The following is a 22679-nucleotide window of genomic DNA, read 5'->3' as shown; positions in this document are numbered from 1 at the left end:
GTAAGCCGGGATACACCTTTACCTATCACGGCTTCTGCATGCTGCTGGGCGACCGCATATTTCTGATCGACTCGGAAAGCAAGCAGAGAAACGAGCTTACGTTATCGATACTCAACCAGCAGCACCGACGTCCGAATCGCTTTTTTTATGGTCTTTACACCGCCGTGGCGTCGTCGTCCTACAGACAGCCCTTTGCAACCCGGTTGATATTCCAGCACGTGACAACCGGCACGCTGGAGAGAAAGCATTTGCGCAACGCAACCGTCCTCTCGCCGGACGATCCATCGCTGCCGGTCGAAGTACGGCAATACCTCGTACGCGCGGGTGTCGAGACTATCTGGGGCGGGGAAGACTAGTCTGGAATGTGCTGCCTCGCGCTTGACGGTACGACACATGGTGGCGCATACGTTCGTTTTTCTGCGACTCGCGATCAAAAAATTTTCCTGCCCCTATTGACCTTCCCAGTGTGGCAATGCTTAAAGTCCACATCGCCACTTTCTTGAATCGGATCGGACTGAGTCGCCACCATGCGTCGCATCAAACTGTTCACTGCCGTTGCCGTACTCTTCACGCTGATCTTCAGTCAGTTGTGGGTGTCGGCATACGCATGCACAGCGGTAGGCCCGACGAAGCAGGTCGTTCAGGACGCGACCGTGACGCTATCCGCAAATCATCTCGATCTGCGCGACCCGCATACGGCCGCTAGTTGTCACCTGCATTGCAACAATCAGGCGCAGCCCGATCACGCAGATCTGCCGACACTCTCGCCGGCGGTCTGGCTGCCGCTCGCCTGGGGACATTCTTCCATCCTTGAGCTCGCGGTCCGTCCGGAGCGGCCCTCGCATCCCGAGCCTATTCTCCTGTCGGCGCCCCCTCCGCACCGCATCCTCTTCCAGGTGTTCCGAACGTAGCCCCTGGCGGCCGAGCCGGGTCGTGCCTGCATAAACCAGCACGCGCCCCTACTCGCCGCCGGGCCGTTCGTGCGCCTGTCGTCAAGCAGCAAATCAGGCGCCCCACGTCCGGGTAATCGAAATTTCCATTGAAGCCGAGAGGCTGCACGTGCGCCCTTGCGCGCGACTGCATCGCCTATCGGATCGATCTATCGCCGTCACTGCGCATCGGCGCAGGACGCTGTCGCCCGTACATTTTTTGAGGAAAGAATCATGAAAGCTATTGCCCTTCTGAACCGTGTCGTCGTCGCCACGCTGCTGGTTTCCGCTTCCGTCTCGGCTTTTGCAGGCGGCGGCGGTCCGCGCGGCTCCGCCCCGTATCCGCATGTCGATGCATCGTCGAATACCGCGAGTTCGCCGTCGACCGGCACCGCCAGCATTGCGCAGGGCAAGACGCGCGCGCAGGTGCGTGCAGAACTGCTGCAGGCCGAAGAAGCAGGCCTGATCCCGGTTCATCGAAACGACTACCCGCCGAGCGCCGAGACGATCGCCCACAACCGGGTGCGATTCCAGCAGATCGAACAGGCATGGAAGGCGAATGGCGTGACGACCACGGCAGAGAAGTAAGCGCCTGTCACGACCGCGATGGCATTTCCCAACCGAAAGACCATCGCGGGCAGTCTGGCCATGCACATGAACGCAAGACAAAACCGATGGCAAACGCGCCATCTCCTTCGCTTAGAAATGAACCATCAAGGAATCAACCATGAAACACACGTCGCTTATGAATCGCTCGTTGTTCGCGGCTTTACTTCTCTCGGCATCCGTCTCGGTCTTCGCCGGCGTGCCTGCTACAACGCAGCCCGCTGATGCAGTCGCCGCAACAGGCAGCCTGGGCAAGACGCGCGCGCAGGTACATGCTGAACTGATCCAGGCTGAGCAGGCCGGTCTCGTCCCAGCGGGCAGCACCCGCTATCCGGCCGGTCCCAGCCTGATAGCACGCAACGCCTACAACTTCCAGCAAGCCAGGAACTGGTGGGAAGCACACGGACAACGTGCAGCGTGGGGCGGTTGATCACGTTGCGTTAAATCTGAACCAGGGATTCCCGTTTGTGCGGCCCGCACCGCCAATCGTGCGGCCGCAACTGATCGCAGCCCGCCCGATTGGCGCGCCGCTGGGAGACTGGCTGAGATCAATACACCTTGAAGCGTTCGGTGCGTGCCATCACTGCCAGTCCGAAAACGGCAATACCCGCGAAGAACGCTGGCAACAGGAAGACATTGGGCAGGCCGAGGAATTCGACCCCTAAGCCACCCGCGATGCCGCCCAACGCCGAGGCGAGAGCCGTCGAACTCATGAAGATTGCCGACGCGGTCCCTACCGCGTTGGGAAGCAGGCGTTGAGCGACGATGATGCCCAACACCATGAATACGCCCCAAACCCCACCCATGAGGATCTGTCCGGCGAACATACCCGCAGCGGACGACCAGAGCGCAAAGCAGAGATTGGCAAACACTCCGATAGCAGCCGCGATACACATCAACCACACGTTGCCGAGCTTTCGGCCCAGCCCAATGCTGAAGGGCATGATAAGCAGCTCGATGAATGGCTGTATGCCGATGACCGCCCCTCGCACGGCGGGACTTAGCTTGAGGTGTTCCTCCATGTAGATCAGCAGGAATCCGTACTTCACCGGCTCCCCTGCGTAGACGAGGACGAAGAATACTGTGAACGTCAGCAGTGGAAGCATCGCACGCAGGCTGGAGTGATTCGCGGGTTCGCTCGCCGACTCCGGCTTGAGCTTGACGGTTGGGTTCAGCGTTCCGAGAGGCGCGATCTGTAGAAGCATGCAGATCGCGGTCATCCACAGCATCGGGCGCAGGCCATAGGCAGCGGCCAGCCACGCTCCTAAAACGGGTCCGACGATCCATCCACCGGTAAGCGCCATACGGATGATGGCAACGACACTTTCATTCGCGTCATCGGGCTTGTTGCTGAGTTCGTCATGGACAGCCGCAAAAATTTGCGAGGCGGTAGCACCGGAAACGGCCAGCAAAACGACGGCGATGATGAAGGTCATCCAGACCGAAGTAGCAAGGGCCAGCCCCGCCCAGCCCACAAAGCCCGCCACCGCACACATGCGAAAAAGACCGAGGCGATTGCCTGTGCGATCGGAATAGCGGCCGACGAAATATCCCGCGACTGGAGCGGCAAGGCTCGTCAAGTAATAGAGTCCCGCCAACGGCAGCGATGCGCCGAGTTCCTTCACCAGGAACAGAACGATCTGCGGCGCAGCCGCAGACGCGCCCAGACCCGACAGAAACATCGCAATCGTTGCGCCGAGAAAAAGTCGCGAAGTAGCCACCTGGCGCAATGCAGATCGACCACCGGTTCGCTCAGACATCGTGACAGATTGACTACCGCTTTGGTCGGACATCGTGAGGCGAACCCCCTGGTTATGTTCCTGAACTTGTTCGGCAGTGACGGTCGGCCCGGCGTGTACGTTGGAGATTATCGCAACCGCTTCCCGATTGCTACGGTCGTTCGATACTCAGGATGCAGGACGAATCATTTCGAATATCTCGCCGATCTGAGCGTAGTCGCCGCGGTAGCCCGCTCGCATGATCGGCTGCGCGGCATACGTATCGAACAGGCCATCCTTCAGATACGCCCTCTGGATATGCACGCCGACAACCTGACCAACCACCAGCCAGTTATCCGTCGGGTGACCGTGCAGATCGTGCAGGTGCGTAATCTGCAGCAGCTTGCATTCGAGCGCCGCAGGAGATTCGCCGACGCGCGGCACCGACACGTTGCGTCCCGCAATGGGCGTGACGCCCGCTAGCTGAAACTCGTCGACATCCGGCGCGACGGTTGCCGACGTGCGGTTCATCTGCTCGGCAAGCGGACGTGTCGCAAGATTCCACACAAACTCGCGCGTTTCTTCGATATTGCGAAGACTGTCTTTGCGGCCCTCGCTGCAGAAGCCGATCATCGGCGGGAATGCCGCGAACGCGCCGAAGAAACTGTATGGTGCGAGATTCAACTGTCCGCTCGACGAACTCGTCGACACCCAGCCAATCAGCCGCGGCGCGACAATCGCCTTAAACGGATCGTGGGGCAAACCATGGCCTGCCGCAGGATCATAAAATTCGACAGCCGACCCGAAATCGCCTAACTCAACTCCCAATTTACTGCTCATACGTATCTCCATGTCCCAACGTGGGCGAATGTAAGCTCGACAGGAACCTCCACTGACTTTTCCTGGAGAGGTTTTGACGATTACCGAAATCGTTTTTGTAAAATTCTACGCCACTTTTTTGGCACCCTCAAACTTATACAGTAAAATTACGAAATCGTTTTCTGTTCGTCATTCTGCACATTAGTCAGCCAAGGTTTCAGGGAAATGAAATGAACGTCCAGTAACTCGCAGCCGCGCTCAGACCTTCCATCCGCAACCGTTTCGAAGGCACTACCGCCCTCCTTCCGAAAGCTGTTCACTCCACCAGCGAGCTTGCCCTTCATGTCAATCGATTTCAAAATCATCAATCAATATATTGCGCATATAACGATCAATCGTCCTGATCGGCTCAACGCGCTGGATCTGGAGCACGACCGTTCTTTGGCGGCTGCCTGGAAACGGTTTAATGAAGATCCCGAATTGAAAGTTGCGGTGTTGGCCGGTTCGGGCGAACGCGCATTTTGTACAGGAGCGGATATCCTGGACTACATTCCGCATCGCCGGAGGATTGCTGAAAGTCAGGTCGACAATGCGACGATCAGCTTCGGTGGAATGACCGCGGACCGAGAAATATTAAAGCCGACCATTGCTGCAATTCATGGCTTTTGTGTGGCAGGTGGCCTCGAGTTGGCGCTAGCCTGTGACATTCGTATCGCCGCGCGCGACGCACGCTTCGCGTTGCCTGAAGTAAGGTGGGGGATCCTACCGGGAGGCGGGGGCACGCAGCGGCTCGGCAAGATCGTAGGCCTTGGCGTTGCAATGAGAATGATCCTGACCGGCGACGAGATAAGCGCTGACTTTGCGCTGAATTGTGGGCTGGTAACTCAGCTGGTCGAAAGGCATGAACTCGAAACCACCGCACTGAGCATCGCAGAGCGGATCGTAAAAAACGGTCCTTTGGCAGTGGCGGCAGCGCGACAGGCGCTACTGGCGAGTTTCGAGTTTCCAATAGAACAAGGTTTGGCCAAAGAGGCAGAACTTCAACGCGAGCTATTGCTGACCGAAGATGCGGCTGAAGGGGTTGCCGCATTTGCTGCGAGGCGTCAACCGGAATACAAAGGCCGCTGAATTCATTTGCGCATTCCTTCTCAATCGCCGTCTGCGAGCGAATGCGTTCGCGAAGATGAAGCACTCCGCCGGGCACGGGGCACGGCGGCAAAGAGCCTCTCAGTTCATTGAAGCACATGCCGCCGGCGTCGATCCGTACGATGACCGCCCCCGTTCGACCCAAGACGGTTAGCCACCGCGCTGCCTCACTCTCATCGTGTTGACAAACCCGCCGTCAACTCATCAAGGGAGGCCGTCTCACCACGCATCGGATGCATGAGTTCCAGTTGTTCGAGCTTGTGCAGTTCTTCGCGCAAGCGAGTCGCCTGGTCCTCCAGGACCTGCAGTTCCCGGTCTTCGGTTTGAACAAAACTGCCCGACTCCAGATAAGTACGATATTCCGCTCTCAGCACCTGAAGTGCAGCAAGGGTGCCCGGCCGGTTGAAAATACCCCAGAGCTTCGCGTGCCGGTGAGCAAGCGCTGTGCGGGTTGGCGTGAGGAAACTCGGGTAGCGGTGCCTTAGCCTTCGGATAACGTTAGTAGTCAAAGTCGGCAGTTCTGCAAGTTCAGCACGTTCGAGCAAGCCCTCGCGGCGAAGGCTCAGTCGGCCGATGGCCGACGTGATCTGTTCGAGCAACTTGCGCAACTCCGCCTGTCGTTCCTGGATTTGGCCATAGGTAAGTTCGGCCAGCGCTTCCGTCTGGCAACCCTGGGGGCTGTCCTGCTGCTGGATGTTCTGCTGCGAGGGAGTGTCTTGAGTCATAGACGAGCAATATCGTAATGAGCAGTCGGTATTCCCGACAGCCAATGTTATGTATGTCTTACCTACATTGACAGGATATCGGCCAATCTTTGAGTTCTCTTGATCGCAAAGCGATGTCTGCGGCAAATTGCCCTACCCCTGAGATCGAAGATCTTTCAGGCTTTAAAAAAACAACGGAAAGCGGATCGTTACACCTACATAACATTCAGGTTTCAGAAACCAAAGTGAAAGATCCAACCGTCTTATTACGTTCTGCCTCGGCAGAAGACAGTGCCATCATCGCGAACTTGCACACTTCGAGTTGGCAGTCGGCTTATCGCGTGCTCTTACTTGCCGAGTACCTTGATGAAAAAAGTTGCGTCGGAATACGGCCAGCGTACATCCAGGCATCGCCAGGCCGGCCACGGCGATGTTTCGCAAAGTACTGGGAGTCGCGCCTAACAAGTACTTCAAATGATCTTTTCCCGAGGCGTCGGCCCACAACGGTCAAACGCTATTCTTCAACGCAGCCGCTCGACGAAGACTCAGAATGGGATGAGCAATCCATCGCAAAGTGCACACAATCCGGTTTCACCGAGGCGTTCAACGCCTGAGTTTTCTCCGCGGCGAACCCGCGTTCGCCGAGGCTCCCGCGAACTGCAATTCCCGCGTCGTGTCGGTCACAAAAGAACGAAGCCACGCATTCTGCTCGTCGTCGTTTTGCGCTGCCTTCCAGATCATGAATACGCGAAAGGCCGGCACGGTGATTGGGACCGGGCTCACCGTCAAGCGCGCAATTCGTGCGTAAGCATGGGCTGCGAAGGTTGGCAACGTGGCAATGGCATCGCTATAAACAAGCGTTGCGAGCATGCCTGAAAAGTGAGTAAACGACGCCGAGACCCTGCGCGGAATACCCTCGTTTTCCAGCAGGTCGTCGACGAAACCACGGCGGCCGTCGTACGACACGCGCACGTGGTGATGCAGAAGATATTCGTCGCGTGTGATCGGGCTTTTCAGGTTCAAACGCACGCCATCGTAGAGACACGAATACGACGACGAAAATAGAATCTGCGACGAATAGCGCGAGCTGAGCGCTTTCGGCTCGGAGCACAAAACAAGATCCACTTCGCGCTCGTCGAATGCCGACTTCCACAGCGAACTGTTGGTCTGGTGAAACGCGAATCCCACCGAAAGGCTGCGTGACTGCGCTTCGTTCACCAGCATCGGCGACACGCAACTCTCGATGTCGTCCGACATCGCAATGTTGAACACGCGGCGAGAAGTCTCGGCAGCGAACTGCTTGCGCCCGTCGATCAGTGTGGAGACCGCGCCGAGCGCCTCGCTGACTGTCGGCGCGAGTTCGAGTGCGCGGCGCGTCGGCGCCATGCCGCCGGTGCCTCTGACGAACAGGTCGTCGCCGAACTGTTCTCGCAGGCGCTTCAACGACGAACTGACCGCTCCTTGCGTGAGGCTCAGGATCTCCGCGGTGCGCGTCACGCTGCGCTCGTTCATCAGACACTGGAAGACCACGAGCAGGTTCAGATCCATCCTGCTGATATTAGCCACATTAATGATGGTCATTTTTAACATTCGTTTGATTGAATTCGCTTCCGATTTCTACACTGAGCCACTCAGTCATGCAACCGCAGTTTCGGGAGATCTGGATGAAACAGACAACGATGGATATCAGCCTGGCCGCCGATCACGCGGTGGCCGGGCACGGGGTCGATTTACGCAAGCGGGCGCTCGCGGTCGGAATCGGCAATTTCATGGAGTGGTTCGATTTCGCCATCTACGGATACTTCGCGGCGATTATCGGCAAAACCTTTTTCCCATCGACCGCACCGGGCATTTCGCTGCTGTCGTCGCTTGCGGTGTTCGCGGTCGGCTTTCTCGCCCGCCCGCTCGGCGCGCTCATACTCGGTCCTCTCGGCGACCGGCTCGGACGGCGCGCGGTACTCATCGTCACGGTCTTCGGGATGGGCCTGTCGACCACACTGATCGGCCTGTTGCCGGGGTACGCCACGCTCGGTCTCGCCGCGCCTGTCCTGCTGGTGCTGTTGCGCTTCGTGCAGGGGATGATGGTCGGCGGCGAGTGGTCGAGCGCGGGCATCTACATGGTTGAAAGTGCGCCGCGCGACCGGCGTGCGACCGCCGCGAGCGTCATCACGGGCACAGCGGGCGCGGCGTTTCTGTGCGGCACGTTCATCGCAGCGGTGATCTCGGTGTCGTTGCCGGAGGCCGCCGTGGCTTCGTGGGGCTGGCGGCTGCCGTTCGTCGCATCGGTTTTCATGACGGCGGTGGCGATCTACATCCGGCGGCGTCTGGGCGACACGCCGGTCTACGAAGAAGTGCAACGCCAACGCGCGACGCACGCGACGACGCCTCCGGCGCGCGGCGAATATTCGCGGGCTATCGTGATGACGCTCGCGTTCTCGGCACTCTTCGGCGTCTCGCTCTACTACTTCATCACCTACGCCAATAACCATCTGACCCAGACAGTCGGATTGCCGAAGTCCACGTCCCTCTGGCTGTGCAGCATCTCGCTGGTCCTGTACACGATATTTCAGCCGCTGGTGGGCCGACTGTCCGACCGCATCGGCCGACGTCCAATGGTGCTCGCGTCGGCACTCGGCCTGACGGTTCTCGCCTATCCGATCTTCATGCTGCTGAACACCGGGAACATCGTGGCGATTCTCGTGGGTCTGATCGTGCTCGCGGCACTCGTTGCGGTAACAGCAGTCATGGACGTGGTGTTGCTCGTGGAAGTGTTCCCGGCCTCGATCCGTTCGACCGGCGCGGCACTCGGTCACAACATCGCGCTCGCGGTGCTCGCGGGACCTGGACCGTTTATCGCGGCTGCGTTGATCCAGTTCACCCACAACCCGAACATTCCCGCATGGTATCTCGCAGGGGTGTCGCTGCTCTGTTTCGTCATCCTGTATTTCACACTGCCCGAGACGCGGCAGAAAGACATCGCGCAAGGCTAAAGGTGTCGTTCAAATTCAATTCAAGCTGGAGTGTTTGTGATGTTTAAAGCTGCTGTCATTCAGGCGTCGTCGATTCCATTCGAACCCATGAAGAGCGCCGAAAAAGCCACCGATCAGATTCGCCGCGCCGCTCGCGAAGGCGCGACGCTCGCCGTATTTCCTGAGGCATTTCTCGGCGGCTATCCGAAGGGGGCGTCGTTCGGCACGGTGGTCGGCAAGCGAACCGACGCGGGCCGCTCGCATTTTCTCCGCTACATGGAGGGCGCGGTGACGCTCGACGGTCCTGAGCTTGCGCTGCTCGCCGAGGTCGCGACGGAAACAGGGGTGCACGTGGTGATGGGCGTGATCGAGCGCTCGGGCCGCACGCTCTATTGCACGAGCGTGACGCTGGTGCCGGGGAAAGGCATGGCTGGCTACCATCGCAAGCTGATGCCAACCGGGCAGGAACGCATTATCTGGGGCTTCGGGGACGGCTCGACGATCGCGCCAGTCGACACATCGCTCGGTTGCATCGGTACGGTGATCTGCTGGGAGAACTACATGCCCGCGCTGCGGCAGGCCATGTATGCGCAAGGCACGGAGCTGTATTGCGCGCCGACTGCGGACGATCGCGCGACCTGGGCGCCTTCGATGGTGCACATCGCGCTCGAAGGCCGCGTGCACGTGCTGAGTGCATGTCAGGCGATCCAGTTACGAGAGTATCCGCCGTTCTATCGCGAGGACCTCTGCCTGGAAGCGGGCGACGACGATTTCATCATGCGCGGCGGCAGCATGATCGTCGATCCGCTCGGCAAGGTGCTCGCCGGACCCGTGTTCGACACGGAGACGATTCTGTATGCGGACATCGATGTCAGTCTTGGCCGCGCGAGCAATCTGGACTTCGATGTGGTCGGCCACTACTCGCGGCCGGAGGTGTTTCAGTTGTCAGTCAATACCGCGCCGATGCCGCCGGTGACGTTCACGGCGGGGTGACCCGTCAAACGAAGCCTGAATAACACCGATCGCTCGATAAGCGTCACGTCAGGTAACGCCACAGCTACTATCGAGCCGGATGATCCGGTCCGTCACGTCGAAGATACCGGTCGTCGCCGCGAGTCCTGGCTATGCGGACGCAAATTCATTCGCGGTCATGTTCAAACGGGCGCTGCACGTCACACCGCAGCGCTGTCAAATGTTATCCACGTCGGCTTGCGCGACGTCTGCCGATAGTTGAAACGTCGATAATGGTCACTCACCGTTCAACAAGTGCGTGATTTCCTGCCCGGTGCTCGCGATATGTTTTGCCAGCACGTCCTGAACCCCTCTGATATTGCGCTTCCTGCACAGGGAAATAATCGTTCGGTGATCATCCTGTGAGGCCGTTTTGTAATCCGATCGAGCCCAAAGTAATCGCAGGTAGGGCTCGAAGGCGAGACGCAGCTTTTCAAGCGTTGCCAACGTACGCGGCCGTTCCGCCTTGGCATAAAGCCGTGCATGAAAGTCTACGTTCAGCGCGAGCTGCTCGGTCATCGTGCGAGTCTTATCAAGCTTGCGCACAATTTTATCCACCGCAACGAAATCGTCTTCATCGAGGCGCGGCATTGCGTGTGCAATCAGCATGGTCTCGACTGCAATCCGAAGTTCAACTATTTCGTTGACATCGTCGGGTGACAGCGACGCCACCACAGCGCCTCGCCGCGGCACGATTTCGACGACGCCTTCCTCCGCCAGCAGCCGGAAAGCCTCCCGCACAGTGACCTGACTGACGCCAAACTGCTTCGCTATCGCATCCTGGCGCAAGGACTCCCCCTGTTTCAGCACAGAGCGGAATATCGCCTCGCGTAACGCATCCGCCACCACACCCGAGATCGGCTGTCGCTTTTCCTGGAAGGACTGAGCGAGCGAAGTAAGTTGTTCCATAGGGTTTCCACGTAGCGAAAATGACGATGTCAATATGTTGACACAAATTTTCGTTCGCGCTAGTTTACCGATCATCGATTAATGATTATCGATAATTTATGGAGCCTGGCATGGCACTTGACCTGACCCGATTCAAAGCGCTGACGTTCGATGTGTATGGAACCCTGATTGATTGGGAACCCACGATCATCTCGTTGTTCCAGAGCGTCGCCGACCAGTACCACGTCGAACTTTCACGCGAACAACTACTGCTGGAATTCGACCGCGCCCGCGCGCAACTTCAGCGCATCCGCCCTGCGCTGCTCTACCCCGAGGTGCTCCGTCGCGCCTATAACGAGTTCTGCGAGCGATACAGCATCCCGACAAACGATGCTGAGCGCGAAGTGTTTGCCAACGCAGTGATGTTGTGGCCCGCCTTTCCGGATGCAAAGGAGTCACTGGCTTACCTGCACTCGCACTTCAAGATTGGCTTGCTGAGCAACATCGACAATCAATCGCTTTCGTACTCGACGCGAAAACTGAATCTGAATGCCGACGTCATTGCCAGCGCGGAAAACGTCGAAGCCTACAAACCTGACCACGACCATTTTCACGCGGCGTTCAAGCGCTTCGAGGATATGGGAATCAATCGGAGCGAGATCCTGCACGTCGCTCAAAGTCTGCGCGCGGACGTCATTCCCGCCAACGACCTTGGCATCCATTGCGCGTGGATCAAGCGGCCGGGCCGTAGCCTCGGTTCGCGTCCCGAAGATGCGAAAGGTGCCGTTCCGGACATCACTTTCGACACGCTCCAGGAACTCGCCGCGCATCATCGCGCCCAGCTCGCCATCTCCACAAACTAGGGGATCCGCCATGAACTGTCGTCCCGCACGCTCATTGCGCTGGGCCCGTATCGTCGGCATTGCTTGCACGCTTTCTTTCTTCGGAATCGTGCCGGCCAGTGCGCAGACCGCGGATTCCGCCATGGCTCGCATCAAGGCACACGATGAGGTGGTAATCGGTTACCGGCAATCGAGTATCCCTTTCTCCTACCTCGACGCGAATCAGAAGCCCACCGGCTACACAATCGACCTTTGTCTGACAGTCGTGGATTCGCTCAAACGGCAACTAGGCCGCCCGAATCTGAAGGTGCGTTTTGTGCCGGTCGATCTGAGCACAATCATTCCTCTGCTGCAGAACGGCAGTGTCGATATGGAGTGCGGTTCGACGGTTCATACGCTGAAGCGGGCAGCCCAGGTCGATTTCTCATTCGTCACGGCAGCCGCGGCGGACCAGCTTCTGGTTAAGGCCGATTCGAAGATCAAGGAGTTTGAAGACCTCGCCGGCAAAGCGCTGGCGGTTCCTGCCGGGTCGACAAACGCGGCCCTTGCGCAGTCGATCAATGCCCAAAAGAAGTTGAATATCCGCTTTGTCCTTGTCAAGGATCAGGCTGAGGGCTTCCTGACGGTCAGCACCGGACGCGCCGATGCCTATATGTCCGACAACGTGATCCTGTACGGACTGAAGAAGCGCGCGAACGACGCGAACGCTTTTCGCATCAGCGGCAGATCGCTTTCGTACCTGCCCTACGGAATCGTGGTGGCGCCGAATAACTCTGCTCTGTTGAACGTCATCAACGCAACGCTGGCTGAGGATTTCAAATCGGGCCGAGCTGCCGGGCTGTACACCAAATGGTTTTCCCAGATCGGGATGCCTCTCGATCAGTCAGTACAACAAATATTTCAGGTGGATTCGATCCCGGGTTGATGAGCCGACCTGTTAGCTCTGTATCCAGGAATCGTTGACTGGCGGCAGACGGCCGCCAGTCAACCACTCAAGTGGAGTAGACATGAATTATCAGTGGAGTTGGAGCGCCTTCTACGACGTGTCCAGCGACGGCATTTCAACCTACGCGCACAACCTGTTCTGCGGCGCGGGGTGGACCGTCGCAACAGCGCTGGTGTCGGCGGTCATCGCGCTGTTCGTGGGCGTCATCGTCGGCTTGCTGCGCGTCTCGACGAGTCGATTCAGACAACGTGCGGGAGCGGTCTACGTCGAATTGTTCCGGGATATCCCGCTTCTCGTCCAGATATTTATCTGGTACTTCGTGGTCCCCGAGCTTTTGCCCCGCGCAACTGGAACGTGGATCAAAGCCCTCGAATATGGATCGTTCTTCACCGCGTCGGTATCGATCGGTTTGTACACAGCGGCGCGGGTCGCCGAGCAGACACGGGCGGCCATCACGGCACTGCCCAAGGGACAACTGATGGCGGGTCTCGCACTCGGCCTGACAAGAGCGAAGGTCTTCCGGCTGATCATCCTGCCGCAGGCATTCCGCCTGATGATTCCGCCGCTGACTTCCGAGTTGGTCAACCTGGTCAAGAACACGTCTATCGGCATGACTATCGGACTCATGGAATTGACGGCCAGGGCAAGAGAAATGCAGGAAACGACCTTTCACACCTTTGAAGCGTTTTCAGCGGCGACCGCTGGATATCTTTTGATCAATCTGGTCCTCATCGGGATGATCCGGATTTTCGCCGTCGAAAGAAAAAATCGTAAGGAGCGAGCCGCACGTTCACCGCAAGCCCAGGAAGTCCTGTCATGAACACGATGAATTTCAGCGCGATTACATCCAACCTGTCCTATCTGATGATCGACGGATTTAGCCTGACGATCAAACTGACCGTCCTGTGCGCCCTGACGGGCCTGGTCCTGGGCACGGTCCTCGCCGTGATTCGCCTGTACGGGCCACGATGGACACAGACCCTGGTTGCGAGCTATGTGAATCTGGTCCGCTCGATTCCGTTGATCCTCGTCATATTCTGGGTCTACTTCCTCAGCCCGTACGTCGTCGGCTGGGTGGTGGGTTCCGCCAACCCTGTACAGGTCAATGCTTACGTGTCGGCCTTCGTGACTTTCAGCCTGTTCGAAGCCTGCTACTACTGCGAAATCATCCGGGCCGGCGTGCTGGCGGTCCCGAACGGACAGGCATCGGCGGCACGCGCACTCGGCTTGAACGGCGTTCAGGTGCTCGCGTCCGTGATCTTGCCTCAGGCTGTCCGGCATACGGCACCGATCCTGATCCTGCAAGCGATCGTGCTGTTTCAGGACGTCTCTCTCGTCTATGTACTTTCGCTGACCGACTTTGTCGGCGCTGCCACGCAGATTGCGCAGCAACAGAACAGCATGGTTGAGATGTACGTGTTCGTGGCCCTGGTCTACTTCATCACCTGTTTTCTGTGTACCAAGGGCGTGCGTCGACTTCAACTTCGTCTCGCTACCCATTAAGGAAGGAGCCATCACGTCATGATCCGCATCGAACACGTTTCAAAGCAATACGGAAATTTCAAGGTTCTCGACGACTGCTCCACCACGATCGAGGAAGGCGAAGTCGTCGTCGTTTGTGGTCCCTCGGGTTCCGGAAAATCGACTTTGATCAAATGTATTAACGCCCTCGAACCGTACGGCAGTGGACATATTTTTTTCGACAATGTCGACGTGGGACTCAAAGGAACAAGTCTTCCGAAGTTGAGGGCCAGAGTCGGAATGGTATTCCAGCATTTCGAGCTCTTTCCCCATCTGTCGATCCTCGAGAATCTGATACTCGGACAGATAAAAGTACTCGGGAGAGACCGCGACGAGGCCGCTCAGAAATCGATGAAACTGCTTTCGCGAGTGGGATTGAGCAATCAGGCCGCCAAATATCCTGGGGCGCTTTCCGGTGGGCAGCAGCAGCGTGTGGCGATTGCCCGGGCACTGAGCATGAACCCGGCGGCAATTCTTTTTGACGAGCCGACTTCGGCCCTCGATCCGGAGATGGTGAGCGAGGTTCTCGACCTCATGGCGGAACTGGCTCGTGAAGGCATGACCATGATCATCGTGACCCACGAGATGGGCTTTGCACGGCGAGTCTCCAACCGCGTGATCTTTATGGACCGCGGCCGAATTGTCGAAGACGTACCCACACAGCAGTTCTTCGACATGCCCCATTCGGACAGGGCAAAGGACTTTCTTTCAAAGGTTCTGCACGACTGACGCGTGCCCGGCATTCCGCTGCGCCACACCTAACGCTATTGGCCTTACACCGTCCTGAATCATGACAGTACAAACTTCTGAATTAGCCGACTTCATCTCGCCCGTTCCATCCGATGTGATCGACGCCGCCGGGCGACTGCGCAATGTCGCCATCCATACGCCGCTGCTGCAATCGGATCGCCTGGATGCCCTCGTCGGCGGAACGGTTTTCGTGAAGCTGGAGAGCCTGCAACGCACGGGCGCCTTCAAGTTCCGCGGCGCCTACAACAGTATGTCCCGTCTTGATCGCAGCCGCTGTCCGCTGGGGGTTCTCGCCTACTCGACAGGAAACCACGGCCAGGCGATCGCTACCGTTGGCAAGCTCCTCAATATCCCGGTAACGGTGGTGATGCCGTCCGACGCGCCCCATGTGAAAGTGGAGAAAGCACGTGATCAAGGCGCGAAGGTCGTCCTGTACGATCGGAAGACGGAAAGCCGCGAAGCAATCGCCGCGCGATTGGGCGCCTCGGGAGGCTATGCGCTGATCCCCCCAGGCGATCATCCGCATGTTATCGCCGGTCAGGGGACGGCGGCATTCGAGGCGCTCAATGCTCTGCCTGCGAACAGTACTCAGGTGATCCTCGTTCCTTGCGGCGGCGGCGGCCTGGCCGCAGGAACCAGCCTCGCAGTTGACGCCGTCAATTCAACAGCGGAAATCTGGGCCGCAGAGCCTGAAAACTGCGATGACATGCGACGTTCGCTCGAATCCGGCGCGCGCGAAGTCAATCAGCCGAACGCCACCTCCCTCTGCGATGCGCTGCTCGCACCGACGCCCGCCGCGCTCCCCTTCTCAATCAATCAGCGTCGACTGAGCGGTGTCGTGACAGCCGACGATTCGACCGTATTGAACGCGATGCGTGTCCTGTTCGAAGAGTTCCGCGTAGTCGTTGAACCGGGCGGCGCCATCGCTATTGCATCGCTCCTCGCCAATCCGTCGCTACTCCGCGGCCGACAGGCAGTCGTGATCGCGTCCGGAGGGAACGTCGATCCCGAATTGTTCATCCGCGCAATCTCCTGACGCTTGTCCTATCCAGGTGAATACGTTCACACCGCCATCCAACCACCGAGTAATGAAATGAGCCCTATCGAAGAGAAATTCGCGAAGCTGTCTACCGACCATGCCCCCGGCCAGGAAGTGCGCCAGCATCGAGGCGGGCTGGAATCGCTGCTGCGCGGCGAGAATTTGAGCGGCACACCAGTGGATTTTTCACACGGCGACGTGAACCCCAGCGCCTTCGTCCCCACGCCTGGTTCGCTGGCAGCGTTCGTCAAGGGCGTCGAACGCGGCGGTGAGCAGGCGTACACCGAGTACCGAGGTGGCGCCGAGTTGCGCGATCGCGTGGCTGCACACCTGGCTGCGTTCACTTGCCGGCCTTTGTCGGGTGCCGATGAGCTGATCATCACGCCCGGCACGCAGAGCGCGCTGTTCCTGGCCATCGCCGCGACGGTCACAGTCGGCGACAAGGTCGCCATCGTGCAGCCCGATTATTTCGCGAACCGCAAGCTGGTCGAGTTCTCCGGTGGCGAGGTCGTACCCGTGCGACTGGACTACCTGAATAACACGACGAGCGCAGGCCTTGACCTGAATCAGCTCGAAGCAGCGTTCAAAGCCGGCGTCAAGACCTTCCTGTTCTCCAATCCGAACAACCCTACCGGCGTTATCTATTCAAAGGATGAGATCGAGCAGATCGCCGCGCTCGCCAACCGGTACGGGGCAACCGTGATCGTCGACCAGCTCTATTCCCGCCTGCTCTATACCGGAGCGACGTACACGCATCTGCGCGCGTCGCAGATCAGCGCCGACAACGTCGTGACGATCATGGGGCCGTCCAAGACCGAGTCGCTCAGCGGCTATCGCCTCGGCGTGGCCTTCGGTCCGAAGCACCTTGTCGACAGGATGGAGAAGCTCCAGGCCATCGTGTCCCTGCGGGCGCCGGGCTATTGCCAGGCGGTTCTGCGCACCTGGTTCGAAGAACCGCGGGGCTGGATGCAAGAACGTATCGCCCAGCATCAAGCCATCCGCGATGACCTGTTCGAGTTGTTTTGCTCCGTAGACGGCATGGCCGCACGTGCACCCGAGGCGGGCAGCTACCTGTTCCCACGCCTGCCCGCGATGTCCGTCCCGCTGCACGATTTCGTCCGCATTCTTCGCCATCAGGCCGGGGTGATAGTGACGCCGGGTACTGAGTTCAGCCCTTACGCCATCGATAGCATCCGTCTAAACTTCTCCCAGAACCATGCTGCTGCCGTGCAAGCCGTCGAGCGCACTGCACAACTGATCAACCGCTATCGCGCCTGAGTGCATAGGAGATGTATCGTGACAACCCGCAAAGCCTTCTCGAGCGACCGGACGCCACCGCCGGCCGGCACCTACAGCGTGGCCATCCAGGCGCAGGGGCTGGTTTTCCTTGCGGGGCAAACCCCGCGCGACCGGGACAACGTACGCCACGGCGACAAGCCCTTTGAGGTTCAGGCGCGCATGACCCTGGACAACCTCGAGGCAGCCGCCAACGCCGCGGGGTTGTCCCTAAAGGATGCAGTCAAGGTCGGTGTGTTTTTGAAGAATCCGTCGGATGCGAAGGCGTTCGATGCGGTCTATGCCGAATACGTCTGCGACCCGCCCCCTGCCCGCACGCTCGTCCAGTCGAACCTGCCGGGCTTCGATATCGAGGTAGACGCCGTGCTGCTCGCACGCGACGCCTGAACGGCCGACGGGCGGCGCACGTGAACGTTCGGCCATTACCCGTCGCGAGTCGATCGATTGCATCCCGTGAAAAGTTACGTATAATTGAGCGCGTACTCACTCTATATTTGCACACAGATCCATGGCACGGCCTTTAAGTCCAGAGAAGCGATATGCCCTGCTGTTGTCCGCAACGCAGGCTGTTTCTGAACTAGGCGTACTGGCCAGCACGTCGAGCATTGCCCGGGGCGCAGGCGTGGCCGAGGGCACCTTGTTCACGTACTTCGAGAACAAGGAAGTACTGTTCCAGGAAATCTATCTGCACCTCAAGCAGAGCCTCGCGCAAACCATCATGCCGGACTATCCGCACGACGCAGACTACGCGCAACGCATGGAGCACGTTTTCCAGCGCTATGTGAGCTGGGGCCTCGCCAACGCCGCTGGACGGTTCGCCCTCGCGCGGCTCACCGCATCCGGGCACATCCTGGACGAGACCAAGGCGCAGGGTATGGAGCCCTTTCGGGAGGTGTCCCGGCTGATGCAGGATGGCGTGCGTGACGGCGTGCTGGTAGATGCGCCGATCGCTTTCCTTTCGTCCGTGATCGAGCACATTGCAGATACGACGATTGATTACGTAGACAAGCATCCCCGCAAAGCCAGGCATCACCGGCAACTGGGATTTCGTATGCTGTGGCGGGCAATCACGCAGTAAAAATTTTTCGACCATTATTGAGTGATCACACACTCAATATCTATAAGGAGATGTTATTCATGTCCATCCAGAAGTGGTTCATTACCGGCGCGTCCGGCGGCCTCGGCGTTGCCCTCACGGAAAAGGTGTTGGCCCAGGGGCATTCTGTGATTGCTGCGGTTCGCCGCGTCGATGCCATGCAGGCGCTCAAGCAGAAATATCCGGAACTGCTCGAGTTGGAGGCCGTCGATTTGATGAGCCGCGAGCAGATTCAGGCCGCCGCGGCACGCCATCCCGATGTCGACGTGGTCGTCAACAACGCCGGCGGTGCGGTGATCGGCGCAATGGAGGAAATGACCGAGGCGGACATCGAGCAGCAGATCGGGCTGAATCTGCTCGCGCCGATTCATGTCACGCGCGCGTTCCTTCCCGCATTGCGCAGCAAGAAGCGCGGCACGTTCATCCACGTCAGCAGCGTAGGCGGACGTGCCGCCTTCCCGAGCGGCTCGTTGTACCACGCGGCGAAGTTCGGCCTTGAGGGTTTCGCCGAGGCGCTGAACCTGGAAATCGCCGAGTTCGGCATCAAGACCATCGTCATCGAACCGGGGTCCATCAAGACCGGCTTCGTGGCCAATATCCGCTGGACTGACGAACTCGACGCTTACAGGGACGGTGCGGTCGGCAACCTGCGCCGTCAGGTCAAGGAAGTCGGCGACGAATACGCTTCAGGCGACCCCGTGAAAATGGCCGACGCCATCTATACGATCAGCCAGTTGCCGGAACCGCCGCTGCGTACCGTCCTCGGCGGAGATGCGTATGCGGTGCTGGAAGGTGGCTATACCCAGAGCCTCACCGCGCTGAAGGCGCAGAAGGAACTCGCCGAATCCGTGATGTTCGCCGGCAAGGCCGGATTCAATCCGCTGTAAGCATCGCGACTGGGTTATAGCGCCGCACATGTAGCAATGTGCGTTGCCGACGGCGAGGACCGCGTTCGCGGGACTTGCCGTACGGCATCGGCATCACTCCACACGCTCAGCCGACATCCAGCCGTTCGCGACGCTTGCCGCGGCAATCTGCTTCGCAATCGAATCGCCCAGCTTTTTCGCATCGGTGGCCACGCTGTCGTGTTTCGCCTCGGACACGCCATGAAGCGATGCGCCCGTCGCCGCAGCCATCGCAACATGCCCCGCTGCCGCACCGACACCCGCTGTTTCCGCTATGCCCGGCATGTGGCCGCTGTCGGCGTCGGCGGAGAAGCTTTGCAGCGGCATCGGTGTTCCGTTCGCGGGCTGGTACAGGACCTCGACCGATGCACCCACTTCGCTCTTGCCGGCGCCAAGACCGATCAACATCCGACGGCGACGCTTGCCTTGATCGATCGTATTGAAGTTACCTTCGACGATCAGCGCGCTCTGATTCGCCGGTACAGGACCGTCCACGCGCACCGCGCGCAGCCCTTTCGATTGCAACTCCCGCACGATTTCATCAGCGACCTGTTCGCGTGTAGCCATCGCCGTCCGATATTGCTGTTGCGCCGACGATTCGCCGCTCATCGCCGTGCTCAGTTTCGTTGCGATGCCGCTGTCCATTTTCACCTGGTCGGACGTAGCATCGAACGAATACACGTAGATGACGTCGGCGCGAACGTGCGGCGCAGCGCTGACTTCTGTTGTGCCGGGTGCGGCCGACGCACAGCCGCTCAGCAGCAGCGACGCCGTCACGAACGCCGTGGCCGCCAGATGTTTCGCGTTGCGAGCGAGGGAGTTGATTGAGGTTTGCATGTCGATCCTGCCTTGTGCACTGTCGTGCCGAAAATTGTCGGGGAGATGTCGCCGACAATCGTTCGATCCACAGGATCGCAAACTATCGGAGATCGCTTCTGCGTGAGTTCGCGCTGTCTGAGAAATGCGCCACAACTCACAGAGGCGATTATGGGAGGGAGCGCCTCTGCACGCTATCCACGAATTATGTCGCCCCATGTCGCCGGCCTTTGCGAAACGGGCGTTTCTATGCGGAGCGCGGGCCCAGCGGCAACATGACGAGCGTCTCGAGACCTCCGCCTTCACGCGCGCGAAACTGTAGCGTGCCGCCGTGCAGGCGCGCGATGCGCTCGACAATCGCGAGCCCGAGCCCTGTGCCGCCCGAATGAGTTCGTGCATTTGCGCCGCGACTGAACGGCGCCTTGAGCTTTTCCATGTCCTCTGCCGTGATGCCGCTGCCGCGGTCGCAAACGGCGACGTACGCGGCATCGCCTTCGGTCCACGTCCGCACGGCGAGACCCGAGCGGCCATAGACGATCGCGTTCTGCATCAGGTTCATCAGCAGTCGCATCAGGCTCACGGGTCGATACGCAAACACGGGAACTGCTTCGAGCGACAGGTCGAATTCGTGTCCGAGCCCGGCAAAATCCGCGGCAAGACGACCGATCAGCGCGTTGAGGTCGCCCGGCTGCGCGGCCTCGCGCTCACCGCTTCCGGCGTAGTCCATGAACTGCTGAAGAATCGTGTCGATGTGATCGAGGTAGCGCTCCGCCGAAGCGAAAAATGTGTCGTTGGCGCCGCGCGGAACCGCCATCGCCATCGCGAGACGCAGCTTGGTGAGCGGCGTGCGGATGTCGTGGGACACGCCCGCGAGCATCAGCGCGCGCGTCGCTTCCGCTTCCTGCAAAGCCTGAGTCATCTGGTTGAATGCGCTGCTGACCTGGGCGATTTCCGTCGGACCGTCGGTAGGGAGCGCGACAGGAGGCTCCCCCGCACTCACGTGCCGTGCGGCGCGCGCCAGATCCTTCAACGGACGGTTGATGTGCAACTGGATCAGATAGCCCGTCAGTGCCGCCAGCAACGCGAGGCCCACGGAAAGCGCAAGCGTCGTGGCAATTCCGCTCGCCTGCGCATCCTCGGTCATCGGCAGCGCGATCCAGCTGGCCTCGCCGGCGACGTGCACGCGAATCCACAGCCGCTCGCCGTCGCCGGTCTGCCAGCGCACCTGAATGTCCGGCGGCAGATAGTGCTGCAGCGCGCCGATAAAGACATCGCGTTGCCATGTGCGAAAAAAGCGGACCGCGCTGCGTTGCGGTCCGGCCTCGAGATGGTCGGGCGGCGCTGTCGGACCGCCGAGACGCGCCACCGCCGCGCGGCCTTCGTCGGCGGGCATGGACGCCAGCACGCCGTCGAGCGTCTTCACGTAGTCGGAAAAGATGATCGCCGCGCGGTCGATTCGCGGGCGCTGCACGAAATGCAGCAGCACGGTGAACGAGCACGCCTGAGTGAGCGCGACCAGCGCCACCAGCAGCGCGATATTGCGCGCCAGCAGCGAACGCGGCAGCCATCTGGCGCGTTGCCTTGGACGTATTGGCGCGTTCACGACTCGACGCCGGCCACGAGCATATAGCCGACGCCCCACACGGTCTTGATGAAGCGCGGTTTCGACGGATCGTCTTCGACGATCTGGCGAAGCCGCAAGATCTGCACGTCGATGCTGCGATCGAGTGCATCGTGGTCGCGCCCGCGCGCCCGCGCAAGCAGGTTCTCGCGACTCACCGGCCGATTCGGCGACGAACCCAGTGCGTGCAGCAGCAGCATCTGCGCGGAGTGCACCTCGACAGGCTCGCCGCAATGCAACAGCGTTTGCGTGCCGACGTCGAACTGATATTCGCCGAAGCGCAGTGTCTGCGACGTGACGGTCGGCTCGCCCGCGGCCATTTTCTGGCGGCGCAGCAGCGCACGGATTCGTGCGACGAGTTCGTCCGGAAGGAAGGGTTTCGCGAGGTAATCGTCGGCGCCGGTTTCGAGGCCGACCACGCGGTCGACCGGATCGCCTTTCGCGGTCAGCATGAGAATGGGCAGCGTCTGTCCTTCGGCGCGCAGCCGCCGGCACACTGTGAGACCGTCTTCGGGCTCCATCATCAGGTCCAGCACGAGCAGGTCGTAGGGTTCGCGCTGCAGGTAGCGGTCGAGCTGCTTGCCGTCGGCGACGATGCGCACGTAGAAACCGTGACCCGTGAGAAACCGTTGCAGCATGTTGCGCAGCTCGGCTTCGTCGTCCAGCACGATAATCCTGTTCACCTGCTCCATGACGCGTCTCCCGCGCTCTTCGGCATTCAGCGTGCCATTGCTCGTTGCTTCATCAGCTCCTCGATCTGCGGCAGCGTGACATAACCGAGGTGCTGTGTATCGATTGCGTCGAAGTGTTGCGCGACCAGCGGCATGCCGGCCGCCGCCTGTTCCCGCGTCAGCTTGCCGTCGCCTGTCGTGTTGGCGCGTGCAAAGCGCGCCTGTAATTGCTGGATGGAGCGCTCGCCGCGCCCGGCTTCGCCGGGCGGCAGCGCAACCTGAGCCGAAGCCGTTGCAGACACAATACACAAGACCAGAACCGCAATCATCTTTTTCATCATCTACTCCGTGGTAGCCGACACTCAAGGCCGGCGGGGTTAATCCAT

At 59.7% G+C, this 22679-nt stretch carries 26 protein-coding genes and 1 pseudogene; 18 read left to right on the top strand and 9 right to left on the bottom strand.

The genetic code is table 11. The annotated features are described in order from the left end of the window. The 4 genes and pseudogenes from PQQ51_RS08600 to PQQ51_RS08585 all read left to right on the top strand — a co-directional run. Window positions 1-356: pseudogene (locus PQQ51_RS08600) on the top strand (XRE family transcriptional regulator); the annotation flags it as partial. Window positions 357-527: 171 nt separating this feature from the next. Beyond that, window positions 528-911, top strand: coding sequence for a hypothetical protein (locus PQQ51_RS08595; RefSeq protein ID WP_408496337.1), 384 nt, complete (start codon window positions 528-530; stop codon window positions 909-911). 252 nt (window positions 912-1163) lie between these two features. Then, window positions 1164-1517, top strand: a complete 354-nt coding sequence (locus tag PQQ51_RS08590; protein ID WP_408496336.1) for a DUF4148 domain-containing protein — start codon at window positions 1164-1166, stop codon at window positions 1515-1517. Between the two features lie 139 nt (window positions 1518-1656). Then, window positions 1657-1965: a DUF4148 domain-containing protein gene (locus tag PQQ51_RS08585; protein ID WP_408496335.1), complete on the top strand. Its 309-nt coding sequence runs from the start codon at window positions 1657-1659 to the stop codon at window positions 1963-1965. Between the two features lie 118 nt (window positions 1966-2083). Here PQQ51_RS08585 and PQQ51_RS08580 read toward each other — a convergent pair whose 3' ends face one another. Further along, on the bottom strand, window positions 2084-3328 hold the full coding sequence (locus PQQ51_RS08580) for an MFS transporter (RefSeq protein ID WP_408496334.1): 1245 nt from the start codon (window positions 3326-3328) through the stop codon (window positions 2084-2086). A gap of 114 nt (window positions 3329-3442) precedes the next feature. Next, window positions 3443-4093, bottom strand: coding sequence for a flavin reductase family protein (locus tag PQQ51_RS08575; RefSeq protein ID WP_408496333.1), 651 nt, complete (start codon window positions 4091-4093; stop codon window positions 3443-3445). A gap of 321 nt (window positions 4094-4414) precedes the next feature. Between PQQ51_RS08575 and PQQ51_RS08570 the strand changes: the two genes are divergently transcribed. Beyond that, window positions 4415-5200 carry an enoyl-CoA hydratase/isomerase family protein gene (locus tag PQQ51_RS08570; protein WP_408496332.1) on the top strand — a complete coding sequence of 262 codons (786 nt, stop codon included), beginning with the start codon at window positions 4415-4417 and terminating at the stop codon, window positions 5198-5200. Window positions 5201-5391: 191 nt separating this feature from the next. On the opposite strand, the gene PQQ51_RS08565 is transcribed toward PQQ51_RS08570, so the two are convergent. Then, on the bottom strand, window positions 5392-5943 hold the full coding sequence (locus PQQ51_RS08565) for a hypothetical protein (RefSeq protein WP_408496331.1): 552 nt from the start codon (window positions 5941-5943) through the stop codon (window positions 5392-5394). 89 nt (window positions 5944-6032) lie between these two features. On the opposite strand from PQQ51_RS08565, the gene PQQ51_RS08560 reads away from it, so the two are divergent. Continuing rightward, window positions 6033-6536, top strand: coding sequence for a hypothetical protein (locus PQQ51_RS08560; RefSeq protein ID WP_408496330.1), 504 nt, complete (start codon window positions 6033-6035; stop codon window positions 6534-6536). Here PQQ51_RS08560 and PQQ51_RS08555 read toward each other — a convergent pair. Then, window positions 6526-7503: a LysR family transcriptional regulator gene (locus tag PQQ51_RS08555; RefSeq protein WP_408496329.1), complete on the bottom strand. Its 978-nt coding sequence runs from the start codon at window positions 7501-7503 to the stop codon at window positions 6526-6528. The two genes, PQQ51_RS08560 and PQQ51_RS08555, sit on opposite strands and share 11 nt — an antisense overlap. A gap of 83 nt (window positions 7504-7586) precedes the next feature. On the opposite strand from PQQ51_RS08555, the gene PQQ51_RS08550 reads away from it, so the two are divergent. Then, a complete protein-coding gene (locus PQQ51_RS08550; protein WP_408496328.1) occupies window positions 7587-8912 on the top strand; it encodes an MFS transporter in 1326 nt (441 codons plus the stop codon). Window positions 8913-8951: 39 nt separating this feature from the next. Then, the gene (locus PQQ51_RS08545; protein WP_408496327.1) at window positions 8952-9884 is read left to right on the top strand and encodes a carbon-nitrogen hydrolase family protein; all 933 of its coding nucleotides are present in this window, start codon (window positions 8952-8954) and stop codon (window positions 9882-9884) included. Between the two features lie 255 nt (window positions 9885-10139). On the opposite strand, the gene PQQ51_RS08540 is transcribed toward PQQ51_RS08545, so the two are convergent. Next, the gene (locus PQQ51_RS08540; protein WP_408496326.1) at window positions 10140-10811 is read right to left on the bottom strand and encodes a GntR family transcriptional regulator; all 672 of its coding nucleotides are present in this window, start codon (window positions 10809-10811) and stop codon (window positions 10140-10142) included. 110 nt (window positions 10812-10921) lie between these two features. Here PQQ51_RS08540 and PQQ51_RS08535 point away from each other — a divergent pair, with 110 nt between their 5' ends. From PQQ51_RS08535 to PQQ51_RS08490, 10 genes are all read left to right on the top strand, one after another. Then, the gene (locus PQQ51_RS08535; RefSeq protein WP_408496325.1) at window positions 10922-11653 is read left to right on the top strand and encodes an HAD hydrolase-like protein; all 732 of its coding nucleotides are present in this window, start codon (window positions 10922-10924) and stop codon (window positions 11651-11653) included. 10 nt (window positions 11654-11663) lie between these two features. Further along, on the top strand, window positions 11664-12557 hold the full coding sequence (locus tag PQQ51_RS08530; protein WP_408496324.1) for an amino acid ABC transporter substrate-binding protein: 894 nt from the start codon (window positions 11664-11666) through the stop codon (window positions 12555-12557). An 82-nt stretch (window positions 12558-12639) separates the two neighbouring features. Continuing rightward, window positions 12640-13398, top strand: a complete 759-nt coding sequence (locus PQQ51_RS08525) for an amino acid ABC transporter permease (RefSeq protein ID WP_408496323.1) — start codon at window positions 12640-12642, stop codon at window positions 13396-13398. Next, a complete protein-coding gene (locus PQQ51_RS08520) occupies window positions 13395-14081 on the top strand; it encodes an amino acid ABC transporter permease (protein ID WP_408496322.1) in 687 nt (228 codons plus the stop codon). Before PQQ51_RS08525 ends, PQQ51_RS08520 begins: the two co-directional genes overlap by 4 nt. Before the next feature lie 18 nt (window positions 14082-14099). Next, on the top strand, window positions 14100-14828 hold the full coding sequence (locus PQQ51_RS08515; protein WP_408496321.1) for an amino acid ABC transporter ATP-binding protein: 729 nt from the start codon (window positions 14100-14102) through the stop codon (window positions 14826-14828). 61 nt (window positions 14829-14889) lie between these two features. Continuing rightward, window positions 14890-15885, top strand: a complete 996-nt coding sequence (locus tag PQQ51_RS08510) for a threonine ammonia-lyase (RefSeq protein ID WP_408496320.1) — start codon at window positions 14890-14892, stop codon at window positions 15883-15885. Window positions 15886-15942: 57 nt separating this feature from the next. Further along, the gene (locus PQQ51_RS08505) at window positions 15943-17166 is read left to right on the top strand and encodes a pyridoxal phosphate-dependent aminotransferase (RefSeq protein WP_408496319.1); all 1224 of its coding nucleotides are present in this window, start codon (window positions 15943-15945) and stop codon (window positions 17164-17166) included. A gap of 18 nt (window positions 17167-17184) precedes the next feature. Further along, a complete protein-coding gene (locus PQQ51_RS08500; RefSeq protein ID WP_408496318.1) occupies window positions 17185-17571 on the top strand; it encodes a RidA family protein in 387 nt (128 codons plus the stop codon). Between the two features lie 121 nt (window positions 17572-17692). Beyond that, window positions 17693-18262 carry a TetR/AcrR family transcriptional regulator gene (locus PQQ51_RS08495; RefSeq protein ID WP_408496317.1) on the top strand — a complete coding sequence of 190 codons (570 nt, stop codon included), beginning with the start codon at window positions 17693-17695 and terminating at the stop codon, window positions 18260-18262. After that, entirely contained in the window at window positions 18241-19167 is a 927-nt protein-coding gene (locus PQQ51_RS08490) for an SDR family NAD(P)-dependent oxidoreductase (RefSeq protein ID WP_408496316.1), read from the top strand. Before PQQ51_RS08495 ends, PQQ51_RS08490 begins: the two co-directional genes overlap by 22 nt. A gap of 93 nt (window positions 19168-19260) precedes the next feature. On the opposite strand, the gene PQQ51_RS08485 is transcribed toward PQQ51_RS08490, so the two are convergent. From PQQ51_RS08485 to PQQ51_RS08470, 4 genes are all read right to left on the bottom strand, one after another. Beyond that, window positions 19261-20022 (bottom strand): DUF4410 domain-containing protein, encoded by a 762-nt coding sequence (locus PQQ51_RS08485; RefSeq protein WP_408496315.1) that lies wholly within the window; start codon window positions 20020-20022, stop codon window positions 19261-19263. A gap of 226 nt (window positions 20023-20248) precedes the next feature. Further along, window positions 20249-21604: an ATP-binding protein gene (locus tag PQQ51_RS08480; RefSeq protein ID WP_408496314.1), complete on the bottom strand. Its 1356-nt coding sequence runs from the start codon at window positions 21602-21604 to the stop codon at window positions 20249-20251. Next, window positions 21601-22314, bottom strand: coding sequence for a response regulator (locus PQQ51_RS08475; protein ID WP_408496313.1), 714 nt, complete (start codon window positions 22312-22314; stop codon window positions 21601-21603). The genes PQQ51_RS08480 and PQQ51_RS08475 overlap by 4 nt, the downstream gene beginning before the upstream one ends. A 26-nt stretch (window positions 22315-22340) precedes the next feature. After that, window positions 22341-22631 (bottom strand): EF-hand domain-containing protein, encoded by a 291-nt coding sequence (locus PQQ51_RS08470; RefSeq protein ID WP_408496312.1) that lies wholly within the window; start codon window positions 22629-22631, stop codon window positions 22341-22343. Window positions 22632-22679 lie beyond the last annotated feature (48 nt).

It is taken from the genome of Paraburkholderia xenovorans, assembly GCF_046030735.1.
GTDB lineage: Bacteria > Pseudomonadota > Gammaproteobacteria > Burkholderiales > Burkholderiaceae > Paraburkholderia > Paraburkholderia xenovorans_A.
This window is presented reverse-complemented; position numbering and strand designations above follow the sequence as displayed.

Coding starts and splice junctions, on each gene's coding strand:
- PQQ51_RS08475 (WP_408496313.1), bottom strand. CDS start 22,314: ATGGAGCAGGTGAACAGGATTATCGTGCTGGACGACGAAGCCGAGCTG.
- PQQ51_RS08505 (WP_408496319.1), top strand. CDS start 15,943: ATGAGCCCTATCGAAGAGAAATTCGCGAAGCTGTCTACCGACCATGCC.
- PQQ51_RS08595 (WP_408496337.1), top strand. CDS start 528: ATGCGTCGCATCAAACTGTTCACTGCCGTTGCCGTACTCTTCACGCTG.
- PQQ51_RS08580 (WP_408496334.1), bottom strand. CDS start 3,328: ATGTCCGACCAAAGCGGTAGTCAATCTGTCACGATGTCTGAGCGAACC.
- PQQ51_RS08540 (WP_408496326.1), bottom strand. CDS start 10,811: ATGGAACAACTTACTTCGCTCGCTCAGTCCTTCCAGGAAAAGCGACAG.
- PQQ51_RS08530 (WP_408496324.1), top strand. CDS start 11,664: ATGAACTGTCGTCCCGCACGCTCATTGCGCTGGGCCCGTATCGTCGGC.
- PQQ51_RS08510 (WP_408496320.1), top strand. CDS start 14,890: ATGACAGTACAAACTTCTGAATTAGCCGACTTCATCTCGCCCGTTCCA.
- PQQ51_RS08535 (WP_408496325.1), top strand. CDS start 10,922: ATGGCACTTGACCTGACCCGATTCAAAGCGCTGACGTTCGATGTGTAT.
- PQQ51_RS08525 (WP_408496323.1), top strand. CDS start 12,640: ATGAATTATCAGTGGAGTTGGAGCGCCTTCTACGACGTGTCCAGCGAC.
- PQQ51_RS08470 (WP_408496312.1), bottom strand. CDS start 22,631: ATGAAAAAGATGATTGCGGTTCTGGTCTTGTGTATTGTGTCTGCAACG.
- PQQ51_RS08590 (WP_408496336.1), top strand. CDS start 1,164: ATGAAAGCTATTGCCCTTCTGAACCGTGTCGTCGTCGCCACGCTGCTG.
- PQQ51_RS08575 (WP_408496333.1), bottom strand. CDS start 4,093: ATGAGCAGTAAATTGGGAGTTGAGTTAGGCGATTTCGGGTCGGCTGTC.
- PQQ51_RS08570 (WP_408496332.1), top strand. CDS start 4,415: ATGTCAATCGATTTCAAAATCATCAATCAATATATTGCGCATATAACG.
- PQQ51_RS08585 (WP_408496335.1), top strand. CDS start 1,657: ATGAAACACACGTCGCTTATGAATCGCTCGTTGTTCGCGGCTTTACTT.
- PQQ51_RS08515 (WP_408496321.1), top strand. CDS start 14,100: ATGATCCGCATCGAACACGTTTCAAAGCAATACGGAAATTTCAAGGTT.
- PQQ51_RS08495 (WP_408496317.1), top strand. CDS start 17,693: ATGGCACGGCCTTTAAGTCCAGAGAAGCGATATGCCCTGCTGTTGTCC.
- PQQ51_RS08550 (WP_408496328.1), top strand. CDS start 7,587: ATGAAACAGACAACGATGGATATCAGCCTGGCCGCCGATCACGCGGTG.
- PQQ51_RS08545 (WP_408496327.1), top strand. CDS start 8,952: ATGTTTAAAGCTGCTGTCATTCAGGCGTCGTCGATTCCATTCGAACCC.
- PQQ51_RS08555 (WP_408496329.1), bottom strand. CDS start 7,503: ATGACCATCATTAATGTGGCTAATATCAGCAGGATGGATCTGAACCTG.
- PQQ51_RS08485 (WP_408496315.1), bottom strand. CDS start 20,022: ATGCAAACCTCAATCAACTCCCTCGCTCGCAACGCGAAACATCTGGCG.
- PQQ51_RS08565 (WP_408496331.1), bottom strand. CDS start 5,943: ATGACTCAAGACACTCCCTCGCAGCAGAACATCCAGCAGCAGGACAGC.
- PQQ51_RS08520 (WP_408496322.1), top strand. CDS start 13,395: ATGAACACGATGAATTTCAGCGCGATTACATCCAACCTGTCCTATCTG.